Genomic DNA, 24342 nt, shown 5'->3' on the forward strand with positions numbered 1-24342 from the left:
AAGACCACTGGAATCCGTATGGACCTCGAAGCCACCCGCAACCTGTTCGCCAACCTCCGCGAGAACACCGACTGGGACGTCAACGGCCCGTTGCTGTGGGGGTATTTCTTCGTCCACGCCAGTGCCGAGCCGCTGCAGGCGCTGGCCCAGTACCTGCAGGCGCAGGGCTACACGTTCGTGGAACTGTTCGAGCAGGAACCGGAAGAGGGCGACGCCTCGTTCCACGTGCTGCACGTGGAGCGGGTGGAAATCCACGACGAAGCCTCGCTGGACCGCCGCAACCAGGAATTTGCGGCGCTGGCGGCGGAGCACGGCGTGGAAGACTACGACGGCATGGACGTCGGACCGGCCCCGGTCCTGCAGTAATCCGCTTCTGACTGTAGAGCCGAGCCCATGCTCGGCTGTTCATGCCGGCAGCCGAGCATGGGCTCGGCTCTACAGACCCGGTAGTGCCGGCCGCTGGTCGGCATCCCGTTGAATTCATCCACGCATCGCGTGGATCTACGGTCAGCGCAGCTTTGCCAGGGCCTGGCCCAGCTGCACAGGGCTCTCGGCGCCCAGCTGCGGGGCGAATTCGGCTACGCCCGGCGGCAGCAGCACCACCACGGTCGAGCCGTAATTGAAGCGTGCCATCTCGGCGAAACGCTCCAGCTTGATGCCCTGGCCGCGGTAGTCCTTGCGGGTGATGCGATCGCCGTAGGCCGGGATCTCCTCGCCGCTCCACACGGTTTCCACGCCGGATACCAGCAGCGCGCCGACCATCACGCTGACCATCGGGCCGAAGCTGGTGTCGAAGTGGCAGACCAGGCGCTCGTTGCGGGCGAACAGGCGCGGCACGCCGTTGACGGCCGCAGGACCGACACTGAACAGGCGTCCTGGCACGTGCACGGTTTCACGCAGGGTGCCGGTCCACGGCATGTGCACGCGGTGGTAGTCGCGCGGCGACAGGTACACGGTGGCGTACAGGCCGTCGTTGTACGGCTTGGCATCTTCGTCGCTGCCCAGCAGTTCGGCGGCAGTGAACGACTGGCCCTTGGCCTGGAAGATGCGGCCGGCCTCGATCTTCCCCAGCTGGCTGATGCGGCCGTCGGCCGGCATCACCAGGCTGCGCGGATCGGCATCGGCCACGCGCGCGCCCGGCTTCAGCGCGCGGGTGAAGAACTGGTTGAAGGTCGCATAGCTGCGCGGGTCCGGGTTGGCCGCTTCGTCCAGGTTGACGTTGAACTTGCGGGTGACGGTGTCGATCAGCCAGCGCGACACGCGCGGATCGTCCGAGTACGCCAGCGAGCGTGCCATCGAGGACAGCAGGCGATGGGGCAGGGCGTACGTCAGGGCGGTGGTGAGGCTCATGGGGCGGTTTTCTCGGTCAGCTTCTGCAGGTCGCGGGCGATCGCCGGCGCATTGAACGGGGGGCGCACCAGGCCGGCAAGGCGGCCCTGCGGGTCGAGCACGGCCAGGCTGGCCGAATGCTCGACGGTGTAATCCTCGGGGTTTTCGTCGAAATGCCCGCCCGGCACTTTCTGGAACACGAAACCCAGCGAGGTGGCGAAGCGCTCCAGCGAGGGGATATCCGCGGTGGCGGCCAGGGTGTCCTTGTGGAAGCCGTGCACGTACTCGCCGAGGCGGGTGGCGCTGTCGCGGTCCGGGTCGACCGAGATGAACAGCACGCGCGGGCGCAGGCCATCGGGCAGGGCCTCCCACTGGTTCTGCGCACCGGCCAGCTCGGCCAGGGTGGTCGGGCAGACGTCCGGGCAGAAGGTGAAGCCCAGGAACACCAGGGTCCAGTGGCCCTTCAGTTCGCCCGGGATCAGGCGGGTGCCGTCGGACTGGGCCAGGTTGAAGTCGGGCAGTTCACGCGGCTGCGGGTACAGGGTGATCGCTTCGGTGGCCGGGGCGTTGGCCGGCGGCTTCGGCGCGAACACCTGCTGGGCGGCGAGCAGGCCAAGCCCCGCCGCCAGGGCGATCAGCAGGATGATGCCGGCATTGCGATTGAACATGGGGGCTCCCACGCGAAATGGGCTCCATCATACCGGCTGCGGCCCGATCGTTTCCGCCGCAACGGATGCTGCCGCGGGCGCCAGCCCCTATAATCGGGGGCCACTTTGCCCGCAGTACCGCCATGACCGCTGAAACGGCCGCCGAACTCCACACGATCATCGATCTGATCCGCTACGGCACCAGCCGTTTCAACGAAGCCGGGCTGACCTTCGGGCACAGCTACGACAATGCGCTGGACGAGGCGACCCAGCTGGTGCTGCACAGCCTGCACCTGCCGCACGACCTCGGCCCGGCCTACGGCCAGGCACGCCTGCTACGGGCCGAAAAGCTGCGCGTGCTGGAACTGTTCCAGCGTCGCATCGACGAACGCATCCCCGCTGCCTACCTGACCGGTGAGGCCTGGTTCGCCGGCCTGAGCTTCAAGAGTGACACGCGCGCGCTGGTGCCGCGCTCGCCGATCGCCGAACTGATCGAATGTGGTTTCGAACCGTGGCTGGCCGGCCGCGATGTCAGCCGCGCGCTGGATCTTTGCACCGGTTCGGGCTGCATCGCCATCGCCATGGGCCACTACTACCCGAACTGGGAAGTGGACGGCGTCGACCTGAGTGACGACGCACTGTCGCTGGCCGAGGAGAACAAGGAGCGCCTGCAGGCGCACAACGTCACCCTGATCAAGTCGGACCTGTTCAATGGCCTGACCGGCCGCCACTACGACCTGATCGTCACCAACCCGCCGTACGTCACCAACGACGAGACTGATGCCCTCCCGCAGGAGTATTCCTACGAGCCGGAAATGGGCCTGCGTGCCGGTGACGATGGCCTGGACCTGGTGCTGAAGATCCTGCGCGATGCCCCGCTGCACCTGAGCGAAGACGGTCTGCTGATCTGTGAAGTGGGTGAGTCCGAACAGCATCTGGTCAAGCTGCTGCCGGAAGTCGATTTTTCCTGGATCGAGTTCAAGGTCGGCCAGATGGGCATCTTCGCGGTCGAATGCCGCGAGCTGATCGCCCACAGCGCACGCATCACCGAACTGGCGGCGCAGCGCCCGTGAGCTCCAATTCGTTCGGCAAGCTGTTCACCGTCACCACGTTCGGCGAGTCGCACGGGCCGGCCATCGGCTGCGTGATTGATGGCTGCCCTCCGGGGCTGGCGCTGGACGCGGCCGAATTCGCCCACGACCTGCAGCGCCGTGCGACTGGCAAGAGCCGGCACACTTCCGCGCGGCGCGAGGCCGACGAGGTCGAGATCCTGTCCGGCGTATACGAGGGCCTGACCACCGGCACCCCGATCGCGCTGCTGATCCGCAACACCGACCAGCGCAGCAAGGATTACGCCAATATCGGCCAGCAGTTCCGCCCGGGCCATGCTGACTACAGTTACTGGCACAAGTACGGCATCCGCGATCCGCGTGGCGGTGGCCGTTCCTCGGCACGCGAGACCACCATGCGCGTGGCCGCCGGCGTGGTCGCCAAGAAGTGGCTGGCCGAGCGTTTCGGCGTTACCGTGCGTGGCTACCTGTCGCAGCTGGGTGACATCACCCCGGCCGGTTTCGACTGGTCGGCGGTGGAAGACAATCCGTTCTTCTGGCCGCACGCCGCACAGGTGCCCGAGCTGGAGGCGTACATGGATGCGCTGCGCAAGTCTGGCGACTCGGTCGGTGCGCGCGTGGACGTGGTCGCCGACAACGTGCCGCCGGGCTGGGGCGAGCCGATCTACGGCAAGCTTGACGGCGAACTGGCCGCTGCGCTGATGAGCATCAATGCGGTGAAGGGCGTGGAGATCGGCGACGGATTCGCCAGCGCCGCGCAGAAGGGCACCGAGCACCGTGACCTGCTGACGCCGCAGGGCTTCGCCAGCAACCATGCCGGCGGCATCCTCGGTGGCATCTCCACCGGTCAGCCGGTCGTTGCGTCGATCGCCCTGAAGCCGACGTCCAGCCTGCGCCTGCCGGGCCCGTCGCTGGATACGGCCGGCAACGTGGTCGAGGTGGTCACCACCGGCCGCCACGATCCCTGCGTCGGCATCCGCGCCACGCCCATCGCCGAGGCGATGGTGGCGCTGGTGCTGATGGACCAGGCGCTGCGTCATCGAGCGCAGTGCGGCGATGTCGGCACGATCACCCCGCGCATTCCCGGGCAGATCGATGGCTGACACGCGGCCGACCGTGTGGGTGAGCCAGCCGCTGATCGAGGCGGCCATCGCGCCGCTGCGCGATCGCGTGCAGCTGCGCAGCACCGACACCGTCACCGCCTGGTCGCCGGACCAGATCGCCGCACAGCTGGCCAGCGCCGACGGCGCGATCATCACCCTCAACGAGCGCATCGGTGCGGCCCAGGTAGCCGATGCCACGCAGCTGAAGGTGATCGCCAATGTCGGCGTCGGCTACAACAACCTGGATGTCGACGCGCTCAGCGCGGCCGGCATCCTGGCCAGCAACACGCCGGACGTGTTGACCGAAACCACCGCCGATCTCGGTTTCGCGCTGCTGATGGCAACCGCGCGCCGGATCACTGAGTCCGAGCGCTGGCTGCGTGAAGGGCAGTGGCAGCAGTGGTCGTTCCAGACCATGCTGGGCGCGGATGTCCATGGCAGCACGCTGGGCATCCTTGGCATGGGCCGCATCGGCCAGGGCATCGCCCGCCGCGGCGCGCACGGTTTCGGCATGAAGGTGCTGTACCACAACCGTTCACGGTTGCCGGCCGATACCGAGTCGTCGCTCAGCGCGACCTACGTGGACCTGGATACGCTGCTGGCACAGTCCGACCATCTGGTAACGGTGCTGCCCTACACGCCGGCCTCGCATCACATCATCGATGCGGCTGCGCTGGGGAAGATGAAGCCGACGGCAACCCTGGTGAACATCGCCCGCGGCGGCATCGTCGACGAACTGGCGCTGGCCGAAGCGCTGGCCAACGGCCACCTGGCTGCCGCCGGCCTGGATGTGTACGAGGGCGAGCCGAAGGTGCGCCCGGAGCTGCTGGCGCTGCGCAACGTGGTGCTCACTCCGCATATCGGCAGCGCCTCGCTGGCCACGCGCACGGCGATGGTACAGCTGGCTGTGGATAATCTGGCTGCCGGGCTCGGCCTGGACGGCGGCCCGTCGCGCATGCCGAGCGCGATCAACGCTGACGCGGCGATGGCCGCGCGCGTGACGCTGGGCAAAAAAACCGGGAAACGATAGGGAACCTCCGCGCGCTCCGCTTGAGGAGGTTCCCCGAACCCAGCTGTCGTGCGTGTTTTTCCCCCATTCCCGTTTTCGTGAGAGTTCCCCATGAGCAATGCACAGCGCAGTTTCCACGTCGCCGTCGTCGGTGCCACCGGCGCCGTTGGCGAGACCATGTTGTCGATCCTGGCCGAGCGTGATTTCCCGGTCGGCACCCTGAGCGTCCTCGCCTCCGAGCGTTCGGCCGGTGGCGAGATTGAATTCAACGGCCAGAAGGTCAAGGTCCAGGACCTGGCCACCTTCGATCCGACCGGTGTCGAGATCGCGCTGTTCTCGGCTGGCGGCAGCGTGTCCAAGGAATACGCACCGAAGTTCGCCGCCGCCGGTGCGGTGGTGATCGACAACTCCTCGGCCTTCCGTTACGACGATGACGTGCCGCTGGTGGTGTCCGAGGTCAACCCGGAACAGGTCGCCAACCGTCCGCGCGGCATCATCGCCAACCCGAACTGCTCGACCATGCAGATGCTGGTGGCGCTGGCGCCGCTGCACCGCAAGTACGGCATCGAGCGCATCAACGTCTCCACCTACCAGTCGGTGTCCGGCGGTGGTCGTTCGGCCACCGAGGAGCTGGGCAAGCAGACCGGCCAGCTGCTCAGCTTCCAGGAGATCGATCCGCAGCGCTTCCCGGTGCAGATCGCCTTCAACCTGATCCCGCACATCGACGACTTCCAGGACAACGGCTTCACCAAGGAAGAGATGAAGCTGATCTGGGAAACCCGCAAGATCCTGGGTGACGACAGCATCCTGGTGAACCCGACCGCGGTGCGCGTGCCGGTGTTCTACGGCCACTCCGAGTCGGTGGCGATCGAGACCCGCGACAAGGTCACCGTCGCTGAAGCGCGCGCGCTGCTGGAGCAGTCGCCGGGCATCGAAGTGGTGGATCGTCACGAGGCCGGTGGCTATCCGACTCCGGTTACCCATGCTTCGGGGACCGATGCGGTGTATGTCGGCCGTATCCGCGAGGACCTGTCGCACCCGCGTGGCCTGAACCTGTGGATCGTGTCGGACAACGTGCGCAAGGGCGCTGCCCTGAACGCCGTGCAGCTGGCCGAGCTGGTCGCCGCCGAACAGCGTTGATGGAGAGGCCGGGCAATGCCCGGCCATTTCTGTAGAGCCGAGCCTACGCTCGGCTCAGGCCATGCAGCCGAGCATGGGCTCTGCTCTACATGGATGCGGACCGCGGTCCGCACGCTTTATAGTGTCGCCCATGAATAAACGGGCCAGGGGCGCAAAGCGCCCGCTCCTCTATCTTTCCACCGCGCTGCTGGCCCTGGCCAGCAGTTCGGCGCTTGCCCTGGGCTTGGGTGACATCCGTGTCCTGTCCAAGCCGGGCCAGCCCCTGCTGGCCGAAATCCCGGTAGTCTCGGCCGATCCATCCGAACTGGAGAACCTGCGCGTCGCGCTGGCCTCTGCGGTCACCTTCGAACGCGTCGGCCTGCAGCGGCCGGCCGGGCTGGTCAGCGAGCTGCAGTTCGAACTGACCCGCAATGCGCAGGGCAGGGCGGTGGTGCGGGTGACCTCGCAGACGCCGGTCGAAACCCCGTCGCTGAGCTTCCTGATCGAGGCCGACTGGGGCCAGGGCCGCCTGGTGCGCGAATACTCGGCACTGGTTGATGCGCCCTCCAGCGCACTGGCGGTGGCCGAACCGGAAATCGTCGCGCCGGCAGGTACCCTCTCCAACACCATCGTCCGTGATGTTGCACCGGCACCGGCCGCTGCGGAGAACGCAAGCGCACCTGCGCCGTCCACTGCGGCAGCGCCGGCACCTGCATCGGCTCGCCCGCGTGCAGGGGCTGCACCCGCTGCCGCGCAGGCAGCCGATGGCAGCGTCATCGTCCAGCGTGGGCAGACCCTGTCGCAGATCGCCAGCGCGGTGGCCCGCGGCAACCAGGTCAGCCGCGACCGCGCGATGATCGCCCTGCTGCGGGCCAACCCGGAGGCCTTCATCCGCGGCAACGTCAACCTGCTCAAGCAAGGCGCCGTACTGCGCATGCCAGACAGCGATGCACTGGCGGCGGTCGATGCCGCCGAGGCCGCAGTGCTGGTGCGCGAGCATGCCGCGCAGTGGCGGCAGGCGCGCACCGTGCCGCAACCGGCGGGTACCGTCGCCCCGGTGGCCGCGGCGGCAACCACGAACGCTTCTTCCCCGGCCGCGGCCAATGGGGCACGACTTGAAATCGCCCCGGCGCTGGCTTCCGACGCCGCGCGCGCGGGCACAACCACCGGCACTGGAGCCGGCAGCGAGGGTGACATGCTGGGCAACGAACAACTGCGCCAGGCACGCGAGGACATCGCGACCCGCGATGCCGAGATTGGCGAGCTGAAGCAGCGCGTCGCCGACCTGGAAAAACTCAAGGAACAGCAGCAGTCGCTGATCGCGATGAAGGACAACGACCTGGCCGCCGCGCAGCAGCGCCTGGCGCAGGTACCGGATACCCGCGATGCGGCAACGCCGTGGTACTGGCTGGGGCTGCCGGTGCTGCTGCTGGCGGCCGGTGCGGCCTGGCTGCTGCGTCGTCGCAAGCCATCGCCGCTGCCGCCGCTGCGCGACGAAGACGATGCCGCCGGTCTGACCGCTGCGGTACCGGCGGGCGCGGCGCTGGATACCCTGGCCGAGCAGTCCTCGTGGTCGTCGGTGGGGCCCGAAGCGGGCCGCCAGGAGCCGGCGATGCCGGCTTGGGCGAGCGAAACCGGGGGGCAGGATGACGTGGCTGCCGAACCGGTCGCCGACGTCGCCGCCCAGGCTGACTGGCAGGCGCAGACGCTGCGCGATGACGAAGTGGTGGAGCTGCCCGAGGCAGTGACCGACCTGCCGCGCTGGGACGAGCCGGTGCCCACGCAGGAGGATGATCCCACGCCGGCCGCCGCCGCGCAGGATGAGCCGCTCGCGCAGGCGGCCCCCGGCGAGGTGGCAGTGCCGGACTACGCGCTGCACGCCGAACAGCAGCCGCAGTTCCGCGGCGTGTTCGACCTGCCGGCCGAGCACTCTGACGGCGAGGCTTCAGGCGCAGCGCCGCACGACGCGCTGGCCGCAGCGCCGCATGAAGACGCTACTGTGGCGCCGGCCGGCGATGCCGGCTGGGCGCCGCGCGCCGGGCAGGAGCGCCTTGAGCTGGCCATCGCCTACCTCGACCTGGGCGATGCCCAGACCGCGCGTACGTTGCTGCAGGAAGTGGCCGAGGGCGGCGACCTGCACTGCCAGGCCCAGGCCCGCGAACTGCTGGCCCGCCTGCCGTGATCGACCCTGCCGACAAGGACCCCGTCATGAGCCGCGAGCGCCGCATCGACTACGTTGAATTCGCTTCCACGGATCCTGCAGCCAGCCGCGCCTTCTTCGAGAAGGCGTTCGGCTGGTCGTTTGTAGACTATGGCAGCGACTACACCGCGTTCGACGACGGCCGCCTGCAGGGCGGCTTCTTCCGCGGCCAGCCGCTGCGGGCCAGCGATGCCGGTGCGCCACTGCTGGTGTTGTACGCTGACCAGCTGGCACCGATCGAAGCGGCGGTGCTTGACGCTGGCGGTGAGATCGTGCGGCCGGTGTTTTCCTTCCCCGGTGGCAGCCGTTTCCAGTTCGTCGAGCCCGGTGGCAACGAACTGGCGGTGTGGTCCGAACGCGATCCGGCCTGAGCGCCGCCCCTCCCGCAACATCTGAGGTAGCACATGCGTTACGCGCTTGGCGTCGAGTACGACGGCAGCGATTTCAGGGGCTGGCAGAACCTCGGCGAGGGCGGCCCGAGCGTGCAGGCCAGCCTTGAGCAGGCCCTGTCGTCGGTGGCCGATTCGCCGCTGCAGGTGGTCTGTGCCGGCCGCACCGATGCCGGCGTGCACGGCCAGTGCCAGGTCGTGCATTTCGATACCGACGTGGTGCGCGATCCGCGCGCGTGGATGCTGGGCACTACCACCCGCCTGCCGCGCTCGATCGCAGTGCGCTGGTGCGTGCCGGTGGCCGGGGATTTCCACGCGCGTTTCTCCGCGCGCGCACGCCGCTACCGCTACCGCCTGCTCAACCGCGAAGTGCGGCCCGCGCTGGACCGACAGACCTTGAGCTGGGAGCGGCGCGCGCTGGACGAGACCCTGATGCACGCCGCCGGGCAGGCCCTGCTCGGTGAGAACGACTTCAGCGCGTTCCGTTCGGTGCAGTGCCAGGCGCTGCACGCCCGGCGTGAGCTGCAGTCACTGCAGGTCAGCCGCCAGGGCGAGGTGATCGAGGTTGCCGTGCAGGGCAATGCATTCCTTCATCACATGGTCCGCAATATCGTCGGATCGCTGATCCTGGTGGGCAGTGGCGAGAAGCCGGTGGAATGGATCGCCGAACTGCTGGCCGGGCGCGATCGCACCGTAGCCGGTCCCACCGCACCGCCGCAGGGCCTGGTGTTCCTTGGGCCCCTGTACCCCGACAACTGGCACCTGCCCGCCGAGGTCACGCTATGAGCCGCTCCTACTACCGCACACGCATCAAGTTCTGTGGCATGACCCGGGCCGGCGATGTCCGCCTGGCCGGTGAGCTGGGCGTGGACGCGGTGGGTTTCATCTTTGCCCGTGAAAGCAGCCGCCGGGTCGCTCCGGCCGAAGCGCGCGCGATGCGCCAGGCGATCGCGCCCATGGTCGACGTGGTGGCGCTGTTCCGCAACAACAGCAAGGAAGAGGTGCGCGAGGTGCTGCGCACGGTACGACCGACCCTGCTGCAGTTCCACGGCGAGGAAGACGAGGGCTTCTGCCGCAGCTTCAACATGCCCTACCTGAAGGCGATCGCCATGGGCGGGCGTGAAGAGATCAACGCCCGCACCCTGCAGCTGCGCTATCCCAGCGCCGCCGGTTTCCTGTTCGACAGCCATGCCCCGGGCGGCGGTGGCGGCACCGGCGTGGCCTTCGATTGGGGCCGCATTCCGACCGGCCTGCACCGGCCGTTCCTGCTGGCCGGTGGCCTGAATCCGGAAAACGTCTATGACGCGGTGCTGGCCACCCTGCCGTGGGGCGTGGATGTCTCCAGCGGCATCGAACTGGAGCCGGGCATCAAGGACGGCTACAGGATGCGTACTTTCGTCGAGGAAGTGCGCCGCGCCGATTGCACGGTTCTTGAGTGATTGTCGTCACTATTTGCCGTGATCTGGACCTGGATTTGAGCCTGCACGCATTCTTCACATAGGATGGTCCCAAGCGCGCCTGCCATGAGGGCCGGCGCGGGGATCGACGGGGCGCGTCCGGCGCGTCCCGAACGGGCGGCCGCCGCCCACAGCCCAGGAAGGCAAGCGATGCAGGAGTTCCTCACCGTCGTGTTCGGTTTCCCGACCCTGCCGTACAGCATCGTGCTGGCGGTGGCGGTGCTGTATTGGGCACTGGCGGCCTTCGGCCTGGTCGACGACGGGTTTGGCGATGCCGGCGCCGATGGGGCACTGCATGGCGACCCACATGATCTGCAGGGACTGTCCGCGCTGCTGGCGCGCTGGGGCCTGGGTGGGGTTCCCCTCATGCTTGTGGTGACGCTGCTGGGTTTCTTCGCCTGGATCGTCACCTATTTCGTCCATCTGTTCGTGCTGTTGCCGCTGCCGGACCTGCTGCGCTGGGCCATCGGTGCGGTCGTGGCCCTTCTGGCGCCGTTGCCGGCGGTGCCGTTCACCGCGCTGCTGCTGCGCCCCGTCCGCAGGTTCCTGCTGCGCCTGCGCCCGGTGGCGCAGGCCTCGCTGCTGGGGCGTACCGGCGTGGTTGCCTCGCCGAAGGTGGATGCCCGCAGCGGTCACGCCACCTTCGACGATGGCGGCGCCGGACTGGTGCTGCAGGTGCGCAGCGAGATCGAACTGCAGCGTGGCGAGCGCATCGTGCTGGTCGAACACGTGGCTGATCAACACCATTACCGGGTGGTCCGCGCCGACGCGGTCGCCCTCGACTTCCAGGACAACCTGCTTCCGGGCAACAAGGAGAATCACTGATGACGTTGGCAACCATGGCCCCCTTCCTGATCGGCGTAGCCGTGCTGCTGGTCGCACTGCTCGGCCTGGCCGGCCTGTTCAAGGCCTTCTACCGCAAGGTCGACCAGGGCGTGGCCCTGATCGTCAACGACATGAGCTCCACGCCCAAGGTGCACTTCACCGGTGCGCTGATCATCCCGGTGCTGTACCGCGCCGAGCTGATGCGGATCAGCCTGATCACGCTGCAGATCGACCGCCGCGGCAAGGAAGGCCTGATCTGCCGCGACAACATGCGTGCCGATATCGCCGTGGCGTTCTACCTGCGGGTCAACGAGACCCAGGCCGACGTGCTGCGGGTGGCCAAGGCCATCGGTGCCGACCGTGCATCGGACAAGCATGCCGTCGACGAGCTGTTCAACGCCAAGTTCTCCGAAGCGCTGAAGACGGTCGGCAAGAAGTTCGACTTCACCGAACTGTTCGAGAAGCGCCAGGAGTTCCGCGACGAGATCATCGCGGTGATCGGCAATGATCTGAACGGCTACGTTCTCGAGGACGTGGCGATCGACTACCTGGAACAGACCCCGAAATCGCTGCTGGACCAGTTCAACATTCTCGATGCGCAGGGCATCCGCAAGATCACCGAATTGACCGCCGCGCAGAACGTGGTGACCAACGAGCTGGAGCAGAACGAGAAGCTCGCCATCACCAAGAAGAACGTGGAAGCGCGCGAAGCGCTGCTGGCCCTGGAACGCCAGCAGGCCGAAGCCGAAGCGCGGCAGAAGCGCGAGATCGAGACCATCCGTGCGCGCGAGGAGGCCGAGACCGCCAAGGTGCAGGAAGAACAGCGCCAGCTGTCCGAGAATGCCCGCATCGAAGCGCAGCAGCTGATCGAGATCCGCGACCAGAACCGCCTGCGCGAAGTGGAAGTGGCCGAGCAGAACCGCCAGCGTGCCGTGGCCATCGAGGCCGAGCGCGTGGAGCGCGCACGCCAGCTGGAGCAGGTCACCACCGATCGTGAAGTGCAGCTGCAGGGCGTGGAGCGTGACAAGGTGGTCGAGCAGGGCAAGATGGACGTGGCCAACATCACCCGTGAACGCATCTCCATCGACAAGACCGTGGCGCAGGAAGAGGAGCGCATCAAGGAAGTGCGCGAAGTCTCCGAGGCCGACCGCCAGAAGCAGGTGCTGATCCTGGAAGCCGAGGCCAAGGCGCAGGAAGCGCTGGTGCGCGAAGTCAAGGAAGCGCAGGCGCGCGAGACCGCTTCAAAGCATCGCGCGGTGGAACTGACCACGCTGGCCCAGGCCGAGCATGAAGCGGCCGGCAAGCAGGCCGAAGCCAAGCGCCTGTTGGCTGATGCCCTGCGTGCCGAACAGGCAGCGCCGGGCCTGGCCGAAGCGCAGGTGCGTGAAGCTTCGGCGCTGGCCATCGAGAAGGTCGGCATTGCCGAGGCCCGCGTGATCGAAGCCAAGGCCGAAGCCAGCCTGAAGCAGGGCAGCAACGAAGCCCGCGTGCTGGCCGAGACCCTGCAGGCGCAGGCACAGGGCGAGGAAAAGATGGGCCTGGCCCGTGCCACCGCCACCGAGTCGCTGGGCAATGCCGAAGCCGGCGTGGTGCAGAAGAAGCTGCTGGCCGAGGCCGAGGGCCTGGTGCGCAAGTTCGAAGCCATCGCCTCGCTGAGTGACCAGGCACGTGGCCATGAAGAGTTCCGCATGATGCTGGACAACAGCCTGAAGCAGGCGCTGGCCTCGATCGAAGCCGGCAAGGAAGTCTCGCGCGAGAACGCCAATGTCATCGCCAGCGCGCTGCGCAACGCCGATATCGACCTGGTCGGTGGCGACGGCGGCATGTTCGAGAACCTGGTCAAGGCGGTGTCGCTGGGCAAGTCGATCGAAGGCTTCGCCGGCAAGAGCCCGATCGTGCAGGAGCTGATGCAGCGCTACCTGGGCGTGGCCGTGGCCGAACCGGCGCCGCGCCAGATCGCCGAGGATGCCGAAGCGGTACCGACCGTGTCGGCTACCGTGGTCGACAGCGCCCGTTGATGCATCGGGCGATGGCCGCCGCCATCGCCCGCCCGCGCCGGCCGCAACCGCGGCCGTCCGCCCGTGAGCCGGAAACCTGCTGATGTCTGAAACCCATCCGTCCGCCGAATCCACTGCGCCGGAGGCCGGCGGTAGCACCGTCGACCAGGCTGTCGCCCAGGGCGGCGCCTACGAAGTCCTGCGCCGCCGCCTGGCCGAGCAGGGCCAGCGCCTGCAGGGCCTGGCCGAAACGCTCAACCGCCAGCGCCTGGCCGAGTTCGGCGACAGCCGCCTGGAGGTGGTCGGGCGCTTCCGCATCCGCAGCGACAACAACTGCGTCGGCCGTGACATCGTGCAGGTGGGCCCGGACCGCCTGCTGTTCGGCTACAACGTGTTCATCGGGTTGAAGACCCAGACCCGCATCGAGGATGTGTTCGGCCTGTACCGGCTGGTGCAGGGCAGCGACGGCTACGACGTCGCTGCGCTGGAACTGAAGGGCAGCTTCCTCGACCAGCCCGGCTTCGTGCACGATTTCAACGAGCTGTATGCCTACTACAAGCACGCGCGCCTGCTGCAGCTGATCGTGGTCGGCGACAAGCTGCTGGCCTCGTTCCAGATCGGCGAGCGCAGCAGCGACGTGCGCGTGTTCCGCTGGGCGCTGTCGCGCGAGGGCGAGCTGACTTACCTGGATGCGCGCGGTGAGCGCGACATCGCATTGCCGCCGCCGTTTGATTTCGAATGGACCAAGGCCACCCGCGACCTTGCGGTCAGTGGCCGGCATTCGCACCTGAACATCCTCGACACCCTGTTCGTGGAGACCACCGGCGGTGATCTCACCATCAAGGTGGAGAACAACACCGAGACCGGCCAGGGCATCTACAGCGAGCCGGTGGAGGACAGCACGCAGTCGCTGGACGACGCCCAGTTCGAGTTCGCCCGGGTCGGCTCGCTGGTATTGCTGAAGGTGCTGCCGTACCGCGAGACCGAATGGCGCGGCCTGATCTACAACACGCTGACCGGCGGCATCGTGCGCAATGATGCGATCGTGCAGGCCTGCGTGCAGCTGCCCGAAGACCATGGCGTGATCTTCCCGGGTGGCTATTACCTGCAGGGCGGCGAGCACAAGGCATTTGATGCCTCGATGGCCGGCATGCAGTTCAAGCGCAGCATCCGTTCGCCAAACGGCGAGGACGTGCTGTACATCTTCTACGAGCGCGAAGGCGGGCGCTCGGCGCTGTTCGTCTACAACACCATCCAGCGCGTGCTGCAGAACCCGGTGTTCGGCCATGGCTACGCCTTGATGCAGGACGGGCGCATGGTGCTGTTCCATGCCGAGGGCAGCGAACCGACCCGCATCCATCCGATGCAGGTCTGGCAGACGCCGTTCAGCAGTGACGAGTTCGCCGCCAACCGGCCGCCCGGCAACACGTTCATGGGCCGCATCGGCAACGCCGAGCTGGTGCGCGGCATTTCCAACCTGTTCAACCTGGCGCGCGAGATCGATGGCCAGGACGTGTCGGTACAGCGCTACCAGCGCCTGGTGGCCGATACGCGGCGCCTGTTCGATGCGCACCACTGGCTGGGTGACGCGGCCTGCGATGGCGCCGAGGCGTTGCTGCGGCAGATCAGCGCGACCGGCGAATCGGTGCTGGACGAGTACGAGAAGGTGCAGTCGATCCGTCAGCAATCGGCGCAGGCGATGCTGGAGGCCGAGGCCGCGCACAAGGCGCTGCTGGGCCGGCTGCAACCGCAGAACTGGAGCGAGGTGCAGGCCTTCGTCGAGGCCCTCAACGCGATCACCGCATTGCGCGGGCGGCTGCTGACCCTCCGCGAGCTGCGCTACATCGACACCGCGCGCATCGAGGCGATGACCGTCGAACTGGTGGAGGCACAGGACCGTGTTGGCGCCGCCACCGGTGACTTCCTCGCCGGCGAGGAGGCGCTGGCGCCGCTGGCCACGCGCCTGCAGGCGCTGGACGATGCCGCGCAGCAGGCACAGACGGCGCGCCAGCTGGACGAGCAGTTGGAAGGCCTGCGTGGCATGGCGTCCGACCTGGACATGCTGTCGGAGCTGATGGCCGGCCTGAAGGTGGACGATGCCACTGCCCGCACCCGCGTGGTCGAGTCGATCTCGGTGCTGTACGGTCGCCTCAACCAGGCGCGCGCGCGTGCTGACCAGCGCCGCAGGTCACTCGGTTCGGCCGAGGCCGTGGCGCAGTTCGCCGCCCAGTTCGCGCTGTTCTCGCAGTCGATCACCAGCGCGCTGGCGCTGGCCACCGACCCCGAACGTGCCGACGAGCAGTTGTCGCGCCTGCTGGTCCAGCTGGAAGAACTGGAGAGCCAGTTTGGCGAACACGAGCAGTTCCTCGGCGACATCCTGAGCAAGCGCGAAGAGCTGGTCGAGGCCTTCGAAACGCACAAGCAGGCCTTGCTGGATGACCGCCAGCGCAAGGCGCGTTCGGTACTGGATGCGGCCAATCGGATCCTCGACGGCCTGGCCAGGCGCACCGAGCGCTTCGCCACCGCCGATGAGCTCAACGCGTTCTTTGCCGGCGATCCGCTGATCCTCAAGCTGCGTGAGCTGGCCGAGCGCCTGCGCACGCTGCACGACAACGTCAAGGCCGACGACATCGAGGCGCGGCTGAAGGGCGTGCGTGACCAGGCAGTGCGCCAGCTGCGCGACCGCAGTGACCTGTACGAAGCCGGCGGCAACGTGGTGCGGCTGGGCCCGCGCCATCGCTTCAGCGTCAATACGCAGGCACTGGACCTAACCCTGTTGCCGCGTGGCGATACGTTGGCCATCCATCTGACCGGCACCGACTTCCTGGAGACCCTGCACGACCCGGAGCTGGACGCACTCAAGCCGTTCTGGCCGGTCACCCTCGACTCGGAATCGCCCACGCTGTATCGCGGCGAGTACCTGGCCGGCAGCCTGCTGCTGGCCGCGCAGGAGGGGCGCGACGGCCTCGATCTGGCTGCGCTGCAGCACGACGTCGCGAACCCGGAAGCGCTGGATCAGCGCGTGCGTGCGTTTGCCGCACCACGCTATCGCGAAGGCTACGAGCGCGGCATCCATGACCACGATGCGGCACTGATCCTGCGTGCGCTACTGCCTTTGCAGCAGGCGGCCGGCAGCCTGCGCCATGCACCGCGGGTGCGTGCGCTGGCGTTGCTGTTCTGGGCCGCCGAGCAGCGGCGCGAAGCGGTGGCGCAATGGCCGGCGCGGCAGGTGGGCGCCGAGGCGCTGGCACGCCTGCTGGGGTCCGACGAAGGGCGTCTGGCGTTGCGCACAGAAATGGCCGAGGCGCTGCTGGCGTATGCGCAGTCCCACGTGTTGCCGTTCGATGCCGATGCCGCGCAGGCTGCATCCGCCTATCTGGGCGAAGAACTGGCGGCGGGCGATCCGGTGTTCAGCAGCAGCCGCCACGCGGTGGCGCTGCTGGAGGCATTGGCCCAGCAGCTGGAGCAGGCGGGGCAGCGTGAGGCGGTCGAGCGTGCCCTGCAGCGCGGCCAGGATCCACTGGCTACGCGTTGGTCATTGGCTGGGCAGTGGCTGCGCGCAGTGGCGCGGATGCCGGCGCATGCCCAGCATGCCGGCTATGTCGACGAAGCCGCCGCGTTGCTGCTGGTGCAGCGCCAGTTGCGCACCCGTACCAGCGATGCCGCACTGCAGGCGGAGGTCAATGGCCTGCTGGGTGAACACGCACGCATCAGCAATGGCACGCTGGTGGTATCGCTGGATGATTTCCTGGCGCGCCTGCAGCAGCACCTGCGTCATTTCGTGCCAGCGTTCCATGCCTACCAGGCGCTGCGCCAGGGCATCATCGGTCGCGAGCGCGAGACCCTGCGGCTTTCCGAGTTCAGGGCGCGGCCGCTGTCCTCGTTCGTACGCAACAAGTTGATCAACGATGTCTACCTGGGCGTGATCGGTGACAACCTGGCCAAGCAGATGGGCACGGTCGGCGAGAACAAGCGCAGCGATCTGATGGGCCTGCTGATGATGATTTCGCCCCCGGGCTATGGCAAGACCACGCTGATGGAATACGTGGCGCACCGGCTGGGCCTGGTCTTCATGAAGATCAACGGCCCGGCGCTGGGCCACGAGGTGCGCTCGCTGGACCCGGCCCAGGCACCGGACGCGACCTCGCGGCAGGAGCTGGAGAAGCTCAACCTGGCGCTGGAAATGGGCAGCAACACCATGCTGTATGTGGACGACATCCAGCACACCCATCCCGAGTTCCTGCAGAAGTTCATCTCGCTGTGCGATGGCACCCGCCGTATCGAGGGTGTGTGGCGCGGTCGCACACGCACCTACGACATGCGCGGCAAGAAGTTCTGCGTGGTGATGGCCGGCAACCCGTACACCGAGTCCGGCGAGGTGTTCAAGATTCCGGACATGCTGGCCAACCGTGCCGACATCTACAACCTCGGTGACGTGCTCGGTGGCATGGAGGCCGCCTTCACCCTCAGCTACATCGAGAACAGCCTGACCTCCAACCCGGTGCTGGCGCCGCTGGCCACGCGCGACATGGCCGACCTGTATGTGCTGGTCGACCGCGCGATGGGCAAGGAGGTCTCGACCAACAGCCTCAGCCACGCCTACAGCAGCGCGGAGATCAACGAGATCACCGCCACCCTGCAGCGCATGCTGCGTGTGCGCGACGTGGTCTACCGGGTCAACCAGCAGTACATCGCCAGCGCCGCACAGGACGACCGCTACCGCACCGAGCCGCCGTTCCGCCTGCAGGGCAGCTACCGCAACATGAACAAGCTGGCCGAGAAGATCTCCCCGGTGATGAACGAGGAAGAACTGCAGCAGTTGATCTCCGACCACTACCTGGGCGAGGCGCAGCTGCTGACCACCGGCGCCGAGGAGAACCTGTTGAAGCTGGCCGAACTGCGCGGCGTACTGGATGACACGCAGGCGCAGCGCTGGGCGCAGATCAAGCGCGACTTCCTGCGCAACAAGGCCATGGGTGCCGACGACAGCGATGTCGGCGGGCGCGTGGTGGCGCAGCTGGCCGATATCGCCACCGCGCTGCAGCTGCCACCGCCCGCGCCGGAAGCGATCCCCGTTGCGGACCCGGCGCCGTGGCCGGCGCTGCTGGAGGCCCTGCGTCGCCTTTCAGAGGCGCGTCCCGCCGCCGCGCCGGCGCCGGTCGTGGCAGCCCCCAGCGTGCCGGCCACGGCCCTGGCCGAAGACCTGCAGGCGGGCCTGGCGCCGCTGGTGGAGTTGCTGGCGGCATCGCAGGCGCAGCAGGTGCAGGTGTCGCAGACCCTGGCCGCGTTCGCCGGCTGGGCGCGACAGCAGGTCGAGCGGGGCACGCCGAGCGCTGTGGTGGCTCAGCGCGCGCGCGTGCGCCGCGCCGCGACGCCGGAGGAGCGGGCGCTGGATGAGGCGCTGATGCGCCATTTCTACGGCGAGTCATTGCCACCGGAAGACGGCGATGGCATGCCGGCATCCACGCCGAAGCCGCCGCCGCTGCCGTGACCACGCGCGTGCCACTGCCGCCACCGATGCTGCCGGATACGGTCGATGTCGCTGCGCTGGCCGACTATGGTGCGCCGTTGCTGCAGGCGCTGGCGCGGCGCGAAACGCCGTTGCCACCGGATGCGGGCGAGCGCCTGGTGGCTGCGCTTGCGCGCATCGCGCTGGCCCTGCAGGCCGGCAACCCGGCGCAGATCCGGCAGCAGGAAGGCTGGTGGGGACGGCTGCTGGGGCGCGATGTCGCTCGCGAAGCAGAAGGGCACGCGCTGCAGTCGCAGCTGGGCGTACTGGCCCTGCAGGCGCGTGAGCAGGCCCAGCACCTGCAGCAGCACATGCAGCTGCGGGCCATGGCCATCGTTGAGCATTCCGCGGCGGCCGCGGCGCTGGACGGCTGGGCCGAACTGGCTGCGTCGTGGCTGACGACGCTGGATTGCGCCGGTCAGGCCGCGCTGTCGCATCGGCTGGACCATCTTCGCCGGCTGGCCTCGCTGCGCCGCCTGGAAGCCGGTCAATGGCAGCTGCTGCAGGACCAGGACAACATGCTGCTGCAACGCTTCGCGCGCATCCATGACGTGCTGCTGCCGGCCTGGCGGCAGGCTGTACTGGCGGGCCAGGCCGCTGCGGGCGCTGCGTTGGCTGGCAAGGCTGCCACGTTGCACGCACAGATCGATGACGAGGTGGCCGCGGCTCAGGCTAGACTGCCTTAAGCCGGCCGCCGCTGCCGCTTACCCAACTGCAAGGAGACTGCCCGATGACCCAGGACAGCCAGACCCCCGGTGCCCTCGTACCCGGCACGACCACCGCCACTGCGCTCGATGAAGGTGCGCTGCAGGCGCTGGGACTGGTACGCGAGGACCTGCCGCGCATCGCCGAGATCCGTCTGGAACTGGACGATCTGCGCCCGGGCAACCTGCAGGTGTTCGGCCGCGAAGCGGCCACGCGCACCGCAGCGTTCTCCAGCCAGTTGCTGGACCAGGTGCGCAATCGTGACCTGGATGCCAGTGGCGAGAAGCTGGGCGAAGTGGTGCGCATCGCGCGCAGCCTGAAGCTGGATGGCTTCACGCAGCGATCGAAGGTGCCGGTGATCGGTGGCCTGATTGATCGCATGCGCGCCTCCAAGGGCGAGCTGGTGCAGAAGTTCAGCGACACCAATGCGCAGATCGAACAGCTGCTGGCCGACGTCGGCGTGCAGCAGGCGTTGATGGGAAAGCGCGTGGGGGAGTTCGACCGCATGCACGATATCGTCCGCGAAGAACGTCGTGCGCTCGGACTGTATGCGGCAGCGGGCAAGCAGCGGCTGGCCGAACTGCAGGCCGAACAGCTGGCCGGGCAGGGGAGTGAGGACCCCCAGCAGCGCATCCGCCAGGGCGAGATCGACAATGCGATCCGGTTGATCGAGAAGCGCGTGTCCGACCTGCAGCTGATGCAGCACGCCGCCGACCAGTCGCTGCCGATGATCCGCCTGATCCAGGCCAACGCACTGCAGCTGATCGAGAAGTTCAACACCGTCCGCGACATCACCATTCCGTCGTGGAAGCGCCAGTTCGCCATCCAGCTCTCGCTGGGCGAACAGAAGGCTGCGGTCGAACTGTCCACGGCCATCGATGACGCCACCAACGAACTGATGCGTCGCAATGCCGACCTGCTGCGCCAGGCCTCGGTGGATACCGCGCGCAGCAACCAGCGCGGCGTGATCGACGTGGCCACGCTGCGCCATGTGCACGACCAGCTGATCGCCACGGTGGAAGAAGTGCGCAGCATCCATCGCGAAGGGATGCAGCAGCGGCAGCAGGCCGAAGTCGAGCTGTCGCGCCTGCGCGAAGACCTGCAGCAGCGCCTGGCCACACCGACCGCCAGCTGAAAAAAGGGGACGGAGGGAATTAAGTCGCAAGTGGCACAAACGACTTAATTCCCTCCGTCCCCTTTTTGTTGTCAGCGGAGTTGCTGGCCCAGCCAGTCGGCGAGCGCATCCACGCGCGCATCAGGTGGTCCGTCCGGTCGCGCCAGCACCCAGAAACCACCGGTGGCGGCAAACCCCCACGGCGCGACCAGTCGCCCGGCGGCCAGGTCCTCGGCCACCAGTGGCTCGGGTGCGATCGCCGGGCCCAGCCCGGCCACCGCTGCCTCCAGCAGGTAGTACAGATGCTCGAAGGCCGAACCCAGCTGCAGCTTCGCGGGGTCCAGAGCGTGCGCCTGCGCCCACGCCGGCCACGCCTGCGGCCGTGAGCTGGTGTGCAGCAGCGTTTCCTGCAGCAGCGCCGAGGGCGGTACATGCCGCAGGCGCTGCGCGGCCGGATGCGAGGGGGCCACCACCACGCCGACCCGTTCCGGGGCCAGCTCACGCACCTGCCAGCCGCGGGGCCACGGCCCCTGCGCCAGCAGCAATACCGCATCCAGTGCCGCCTGTGCCTCGGTGAAGCTGCCATCCAGCGCTGACCATTGCAGGCGCACGCCGGGCAGGGCGGCCTGCAGCGCAGGCAGGCGCGGGATCATCCAGCGCGCCAGCACGCTGCCGCTACAGCCCAGTACCAGCGCCGGGGCCGCCGCCGGCCGCCGCAGTTCGCGCACGCAGTCTTCGATGCCGCCGAAGGCCTCGCTGCACGCTGCCTGCAGCCGCGTGCCCGCAGCGGTCAGGCGCAGGCCGCGACCGGCACGCTGGAACAGCGCCAGGCCGAGATGGTCTTCCAGCAGCTTCAGCTGGCGGCTGACCGCACCGTGGGTGACATGCAGGTCGTGTGCGGCGCGGCCAACGCCGCCGAGACGGGCGGTGGCCTCGAACGCACGCAGCGCATTGAGCGGCGGCAGCAGGGAACGGCTCATGTGAGATTTCCTGACGATATGCGCCAGATAATATCCATTTTCCGGTCAAGACCCGTGCGCTAGAGTATCCACCTGTCTCGAACCAGCGGTCGCTTCCATGTCTGCCTCCCCCATTGCCGACTACCACGCCTTCCCGGACGCCCAGGGCCATTTCGGCCGCTACGGCGGCAGCTTTGTTGCCGAAACCCTGGTGGGTCCGCTGCAGGAACTGGCCCAGGCCTATGACCAGGCCCGTCAGGACCCGGCATTCCAGGCTGCCTACGACCGCGACCTGGCCCATTACGTGGGCCGGCCGAGCCCGATCTACCACGCCCAGCGCCTGAGCGACCATGTCGGCGGCGCGCAGATCCTGCTCAAGCGTGAAGACCTGAACCACACCGGCGCGCACAAGATCAACAACACCATCGGCCAGGCGCTGCTGGCCGCGCGGATGGGCAAGAAGCGCATCATCGCCGAGACCGGTGCCGGCCAGCACGGTGTTGCCAGTGCCACCGTTGCCGCCCGCCTGGGCCTGGAATGCGTGGTGTACATGGGCGCCACCGACATCGAGCGGCAGAAGATCAACGTCTACCGCATGAAGCTGCTGGGCGCGACGGTGGTGCCGGTCACCTCCGGCTCGGCCACCCTGAAGGACGCGCTCAACGAAGCGATGCGCGACTGGGTGACCAACGTGCAGGACACCTTCTACATCATCGGCACCGTGGCCGGCCCGGATCCGTATCCGCGCATGGTCCGTGACTTCAATGCCATCGTTGGCCGCGAGGCGCGCGAGCAGATGCTGGCCGAGTATGGCCGCCTGCCCGATGCGATCACCGCATGCGTCGGCGGCGGCAGCAACGCCATCGGCCTGTTCCACGCCTTCCTCAACGATCGCCAGGTCGAGATCGTCGGCGCCGAAGCCGCCGGCGACGGCATCGGCACCGGCCGCCACGCCGCATCGATCGCCGCCGGTCGACCGGGCGTGCTGCATGGCAACCGCACCTATGTGCTGTGCGACGACGACGGCCAGATCATCGAGACCCACTCGGTGTCGGCCGGCCTGGACTATCCGGGCGTCGGCCCGGAGCATGCTTTCCTGGCCGATACCGGCCGTGCGCGCTACCTCGGCATCACCGATGAAGAAGCGCTGCAGGCCTTCCACCTGCTGGCGCATACCGAGGGTATCCTGCCGGCACTGGAGTCCAGCCACGCACTGGCACAGGCGATCAAGCTGGCGCGTGAGCGTCCGCGTGACCAGATCGTGCTGTGCAACCTGTCCGGCCGTGGCGACAAGGACGTGCACACCATCGCCGCGCGCGAAGGGCTGGTGCTGTGAGCGCGCTGCTGCGGAACAGCGGGGTGCTTCTGCTGGTGCTGGGCCTGGCCGCGTGCCAGCCGCCGGAACCGCCAGTGCTTGCGCCGGCTGCCAAAGCCACCGCTCAGCCCGCACAGCAGCCGGCCGCCAACGATGACCTCGACCCGATGGCGCGTACGCCGATCGTCGATCCGCCGTCTGCGGAAGAGAGCAACGGCGACAACGCCCCCGCCGTCGCCTCGGTGGCACTGGACCATGCCGGCGAAGTGCTGGTCGGCCAGCACATGGGGGACCTGAAGTCACTGGGGCCCTGGAAGGCGCAGGGCGCGAAAGAGTTCTTCGAAGGCGACTGCGAGTACTACGACGGCAGGGGGTTGCCGCCGGGCGTGTCGATGATGACCGACGACGACCGCGTGGTCCGTTTTGATCTGAAGCCGGGCGACGACCCGGAGCTGCCGGTTGAACAGCCCGGTCCATTCGGCCTGCGCATCGGCATGACCCGTGCCCAGGCCATGGCGCAGTTCCCGAAGCCGCCGGTATCCAGCCCGCATGCCTACGACGGTGACCAGGGCGAGTACCTCACCTGGCAGGACCCGGGTTCGGACCTGGGTATCCGCCTGGAACTGTTTGAAGGGAAGGTCACCCGGATGTACTGGGGAACCAGCGATGCGATTGAACTGATTGAAGGATGTGCCTGAAATGCCCGTATCCCGACTCGATGCCTGTTTCCTGCGTCTGCGCGAACAGCAGCGCAAGGCGCTGATTCCCTTCGTCACCGCCGGTGATCCCTCGCTGGAGGCGACCGTGCCGGTCATGCACGCACTGGTCGAGGCCGGCGCCGACGTGATCGAACTGGGCGTGCCGTTTTCCGACCCGATGGCCGATGGCCCGACCATCCAGCGCAGCTCCGAGCGCGCGCTGGCGCGCGGCGCCGGCAGCCGCTACGTCCTGCAGGCCGTGGCGCAGTTCCGCGAACGCGATGCGCAGACCCCCGTGGTGCTGATGGGCTACCTCAACCCGGTGGAGATCCATGGCTACGCGGCCTTCGCCAAGGCCGCCGTCGACGCCGGCGTGGACGGCGTGCTGCTGGTCGATCTGCCGCCGGAAGAAGCGGGCGACGCCCAGCAGGCGTTCGACGCAGCCGGCCTTGCGCTGGTCCTGCTGGCGTCGCCGACCACCAGCGAGGCGCGAGCCGACAAGCTGCTGGCGCTGGCCCGTGGCTATCTCTACTACGTCAGCTTTGCCGGTGTCACCGGCGCGTCCGAGCGCCTGGACAGCGATGCCGCCAGTACCCGACTGCAGGCGTTGCGCGCGCGCGCATCGGTGCCGGTAGTGGCGGGCTTCGGTATCAAGGATGCCGCCAGTGCCGCGGCCATGGCCCGCCAGGCCGATGGCGTGGTGGTCGGAAGCGCGCTGGTGGCGGCGCTGGCAGAAGCGGGCTCGGCGGAAGACGCGGTGCAGCGCGCCCGGGCCTTCCTCGCCCCGCTGCGGCAGGCGCTGGACGCGTAACAGGACTGCCGGCCGCTGGCCGGCATCCTCCTGATGGCTCGCGTGCAAGGGCTGCCGGCCAGCGGCGGGTACCGCCCAGCACCTAA

The 24342-nt window shown here is 68.0% G+C and carries 20 protein-coding genes; 17 read left to right on the forward strand and 3 right to left on the reverse strand.

Translation table 11 applies throughout. The features are described from left to right. The first annotated feature begins 18 nt into the window (after positions 1–18). Entirely contained in the window at positions 19–366 is a 348-nt protein-coding gene (locus tag HMPREF3114_RS06745) for a ribonuclease E inhibitor RraB (RefSeq protein WP_053501137.1), read from the forward strand. 141 nt (positions 367–507) lie between these two features. Here HMPREF3114_RS06745 and asd read toward each other — a convergent pair whose 3' ends face one another. Continuing rightward, on the reverse strand, positions 508–1350 hold the full coding sequence (asd, locus tag HMPREF3114_RS06750) for an archaetidylserine decarboxylase (RefSeq protein ID WP_053501139.1): 843 nt from the start codon (positions 1348–1350) through the stop codon (positions 508–510). Then, positions 1347–1997, reverse strand: a complete 651-nt coding sequence (locus HMPREF3114_RS06755) for an SCO family protein (protein WP_070489401.1) — start codon at positions 1995–1997, stop codon at positions 1347–1349. Before HMPREF3114_RS06755 ends, asd begins: the two co-directional genes overlap by 4 nt. Before the next feature lie 122 nt (positions 1998–2119). On the opposite strand from HMPREF3114_RS06755, the gene prmB reads away from it, so the two are divergent. The 13 genes from prmB (at position 2120) to HMPREF3114_RS06820 (ending at position 20494) form a co-directional block, all read left to right on the forward strand. Beyond that, complete coding sequence (prmB, locus tag HMPREF3114_RS06760; protein WP_053500256.1) at positions 2120–3049, forward strand: 50S ribosomal protein L3 N(5)-glutamine methyltransferase; 930 nt, start codon at positions 2120–2122, stop codon at positions 3047–3049. Next, positions 3046–4149, forward strand: a complete 1104-nt coding sequence (gene aroC, locus HMPREF3114_RS06765; protein WP_053500252.1) for a chorismate synthase — start codon at positions 3046–3048, stop codon at positions 4147–4149. The genes prmB and aroC overlap by 4 nt, the downstream gene beginning before the upstream one ends. Next, complete coding sequence (locus HMPREF3114_RS06770) at positions 4142–5179, forward strand: 2-hydroxyacid dehydrogenase (protein ID WP_053500250.1); 1038 nt, start codon at positions 4142–4144, stop codon at positions 5177–5179. Before aroC ends, HMPREF3114_RS06770 begins: the two co-directional genes overlap by 8 nt. A gap of 90 nt (positions 5180–5269) precedes the next feature. Further along, a complete protein-coding gene (locus HMPREF3114_RS06775) occupies positions 5270–6298 on the forward strand; it encodes an aspartate-semialdehyde dehydrogenase (protein WP_053500248.1) in 1029 nt (342 codons plus the stop codon). A 130-nt stretch (positions 6299–6428) separates the two neighbouring features. Beyond that, complete coding sequence (locus tag HMPREF3114_RS06780) at positions 6429–8459, forward strand: FimV/HubP family polar landmark protein (protein ID WP_053500262.1); 2031 nt, start codon at positions 6429–6431, stop codon at positions 8457–8459. Positions 8460–8485: 26 nt separating this feature from the next. Next, on the forward strand, positions 8486–8848 hold the full coding sequence (locus HMPREF3114_RS06785; protein ID WP_049414720.1) for a VOC family protein: 363 nt from the start codon (positions 8486–8488) through the stop codon (positions 8846–8848). 33 nt (positions 8849–8881) lie between these two features. Next, positions 8882–9652, forward strand: coding sequence for a tRNA pseudouridine(38-40) synthase TruA (gene truA / locus HMPREF3114_RS06790; RefSeq protein WP_053500246.1), 771 nt, complete (start codon positions 8882–8884; stop codon positions 9650–9652). Then, complete coding sequence (locus HMPREF3114_RS06795) at positions 9649–10305, forward strand: phosphoribosylanthranilate isomerase (RefSeq protein WP_053500245.1); 657 nt, start codon at positions 9649–9651, stop codon at positions 10303–10305. The genes truA and HMPREF3114_RS06795 overlap by 4 nt, the downstream gene beginning before the upstream one ends. A gap of 168 nt (positions 10306–10473) precedes the next feature. Then, on the forward strand, positions 10474–11148 hold the full coding sequence (locus tag HMPREF3114_RS06800) for an OB-fold-containig protein (RefSeq protein ID WP_053500243.1): 675 nt from the start codon (positions 10474–10476) through the stop codon (positions 11146–11148). Then, positions 11148–13166: a hypothetical protein gene (locus HMPREF3114_RS06805; protein WP_005417967.1), complete on the forward strand. Its 2019-nt coding sequence runs from the start codon at positions 11148–11150 to the stop codon at positions 13164–13166. Before HMPREF3114_RS06800 ends, HMPREF3114_RS06805 begins: the two co-directional genes overlap by 1 nt. A gap of 82 nt (positions 13167–13248) precedes the next feature. After that, positions 13249–18636, forward strand: coding sequence for a DNA repair ATPase (locus tag HMPREF3114_RS06810; RefSeq protein ID WP_070489402.1), 5388 nt, complete (start codon positions 13249–13251; stop codon positions 18634–18636). After that, positions 18633–19340 (forward strand): cell division protein FtsY, encoded by a 708-nt coding sequence (locus tag HMPREF3114_RS06815; RefSeq protein ID WP_070489404.1) that lies wholly within the window; start codon positions 18633–18635, stop codon positions 19338–19340. Before HMPREF3114_RS06810 ends, HMPREF3114_RS06815 begins: the two co-directional genes overlap by 4 nt. A 44-nt stretch (positions 19341–19384) precedes the next feature. Then, positions 19385–20494, forward strand: coding sequence for a toxic anion resistance protein (locus HMPREF3114_RS06820; RefSeq protein ID WP_070489405.1), 1110 nt, complete (start codon positions 19385–19387; stop codon positions 20492–20494). 71 nt (positions 20495–20565) lie between these two features. Here the strand turns inward: HMPREF3114_RS06820 and HMPREF3114_RS06825 are convergent, their stop codons facing one another. Beyond that, positions 20566–21453: a LysR family transcriptional regulator gene (locus tag HMPREF3114_RS06825; RefSeq protein WP_070489407.1), complete on the reverse strand. Its 888-nt coding sequence runs from the start codon at positions 21451–21453 to the stop codon at positions 20566–20568. Between the two features lie 97 nt (positions 21454–21550). On the opposite strand from HMPREF3114_RS06825, the gene trpB reads away from it, so the two are divergent. The 3 genes from trpB to trpA are packed head-to-tail and all read left to right on the forward strand — an operon-like array spanning position 21551 to position 24256. Then, complete coding sequence (trpB, locus tag HMPREF3114_RS06830; RefSeq protein WP_005417953.1) at positions 21551–22768, forward strand: tryptophan synthase subunit beta; 1218 nt, start codon at positions 21551–21553, stop codon at positions 22766–22768. Next, entirely contained in the window at positions 22765–23445 is a 681-nt protein-coding gene (locus HMPREF3114_RS06835) for a hypothetical protein (protein ID WP_005417951.1), read from the forward strand. The genes trpB and HMPREF3114_RS06835 overlap by 4 nt, the downstream gene beginning before the upstream one ends. A 1-nt stretch (position 23446) precedes the next feature. Further along, complete coding sequence (trpA, locus tag HMPREF3114_RS06840) at positions 23447–24256, forward strand: tryptophan synthase subunit alpha (RefSeq protein ID WP_005417949.1); 810 nt, start codon at positions 23447–23449, stop codon at positions 24254–24256. Positions 24257–24342 lie beyond the last annotated feature (86 nt).

The organism is Stenotrophomonas sp. HMSC10F07, from assembly GCF_001807895.1.
Classification (GTDB): Bacteria; Pseudomonadota; Gammaproteobacteria; order Xanthomonadales; family Xanthomonadaceae; genus Stenotrophomonas; species Stenotrophomonas sepilia.

Coding starts and splice junctions, on each gene's coding strand:
- trpB (WP_005417953.1), top strand. CDS start 21,551: ATGTCTGCCTCCCCCATTGCCGACTACCACGCCTTCCCGGACGCCCAG.
- HMPREF3114_RS06755 (WP_070489401.1), bottom strand. CDS start 1,997: ATGTTCAATCGCAATGCCGGCATCATCCTGCTGATCGCCCTGGCGGCG.
- truA (WP_053500246.1), top strand. CDS start 8,882: ATGCGTTACGCGCTTGGCGTCGAGTACGACGGCAGCGATTTCAGGGGC.
- HMPREF3114_RS06785 (WP_049414720.1), top strand. CDS start 8,486: ATGAGCCGCGAGCGCCGCATCGACTACGTTGAATTCGCTTCCACGGAT.
- HMPREF3114_RS06820 (WP_070489405.1), top strand. CDS start 19,385: ATGACCCAGGACAGCCAGACCCCCGGTGCCCTCGTACCCGGCACGACC.
- HMPREF3114_RS06795 (WP_053500245.1), top strand. CDS start 9,649: ATGAGCCGCTCCTACTACCGCACACGCATCAAGTTCTGTGGCATGACC.
- trpA (WP_005417949.1), top strand. CDS start 23,447: ATGCCCGTATCCCGACTCGATGCCTGTTTCCTGCGTCTGCGCGAACAG.
- HMPREF3114_RS06770 (WP_053500250.1), top strand. CDS start 4,142: ATGGCTGACACGCGGCCGACCGTGTGGGTGAGCCAGCCGCTGATCGAG.
- HMPREF3114_RS06810 (WP_070489402.1), top strand. CDS start 13,249: ATGTCTGAAACCCATCCGTCCGCCGAATCCACTGCGCCGGAGGCCGGC.
- asd (WP_053501139.1), bottom strand. CDS start 1,350: ATGAGCCTCACCACCGCCCTGACGTACGCCCTGCCCCATCGCCTGCTG.
- HMPREF3114_RS06805 (WP_005417967.1), top strand. CDS start 11,148: ATGACGTTGGCAACCATGGCCCCCTTCCTGATCGGCGTAGCCGTGCTG.
- HMPREF3114_RS06825 (WP_070489407.1), bottom strand. CDS start 21,453: ATGAGCCGTTCCCTGCTGCCGCCGCTCAATGCGCTGCGTGCGTTCGAG.
- HMPREF3114_RS06780 (WP_053500262.1), top strand. CDS start 6,429: ATGAATAAACGGGCCAGGGGCGCAAAGCGCCCGCTCCTCTATCTTTCC.
- HMPREF3114_RS06745 (WP_053501137.1), top strand. CDS start 19: ATGGACCTCGAAGCCACCCGCAACCTGTTCGCCAACCTCCGCGAGAAC.
- HMPREF3114_RS06800 (WP_053500243.1), top strand. CDS start 10,474: ATGCAGGAGTTCCTCACCGTCGTGTTCGGTTTCCCGACCCTGCCGTAC.
- HMPREF3114_RS06775 (WP_053500248.1), top strand. CDS start 5,270: ATGAGCAATGCACAGCGCAGTTTCCACGTCGCCGTCGTCGGTGCCACC.
- prmB (WP_053500256.1), top strand. CDS start 2,120: ATGACCGCTGAAACGGCCGCCGAACTCCACACGATCATCGATCTGATC.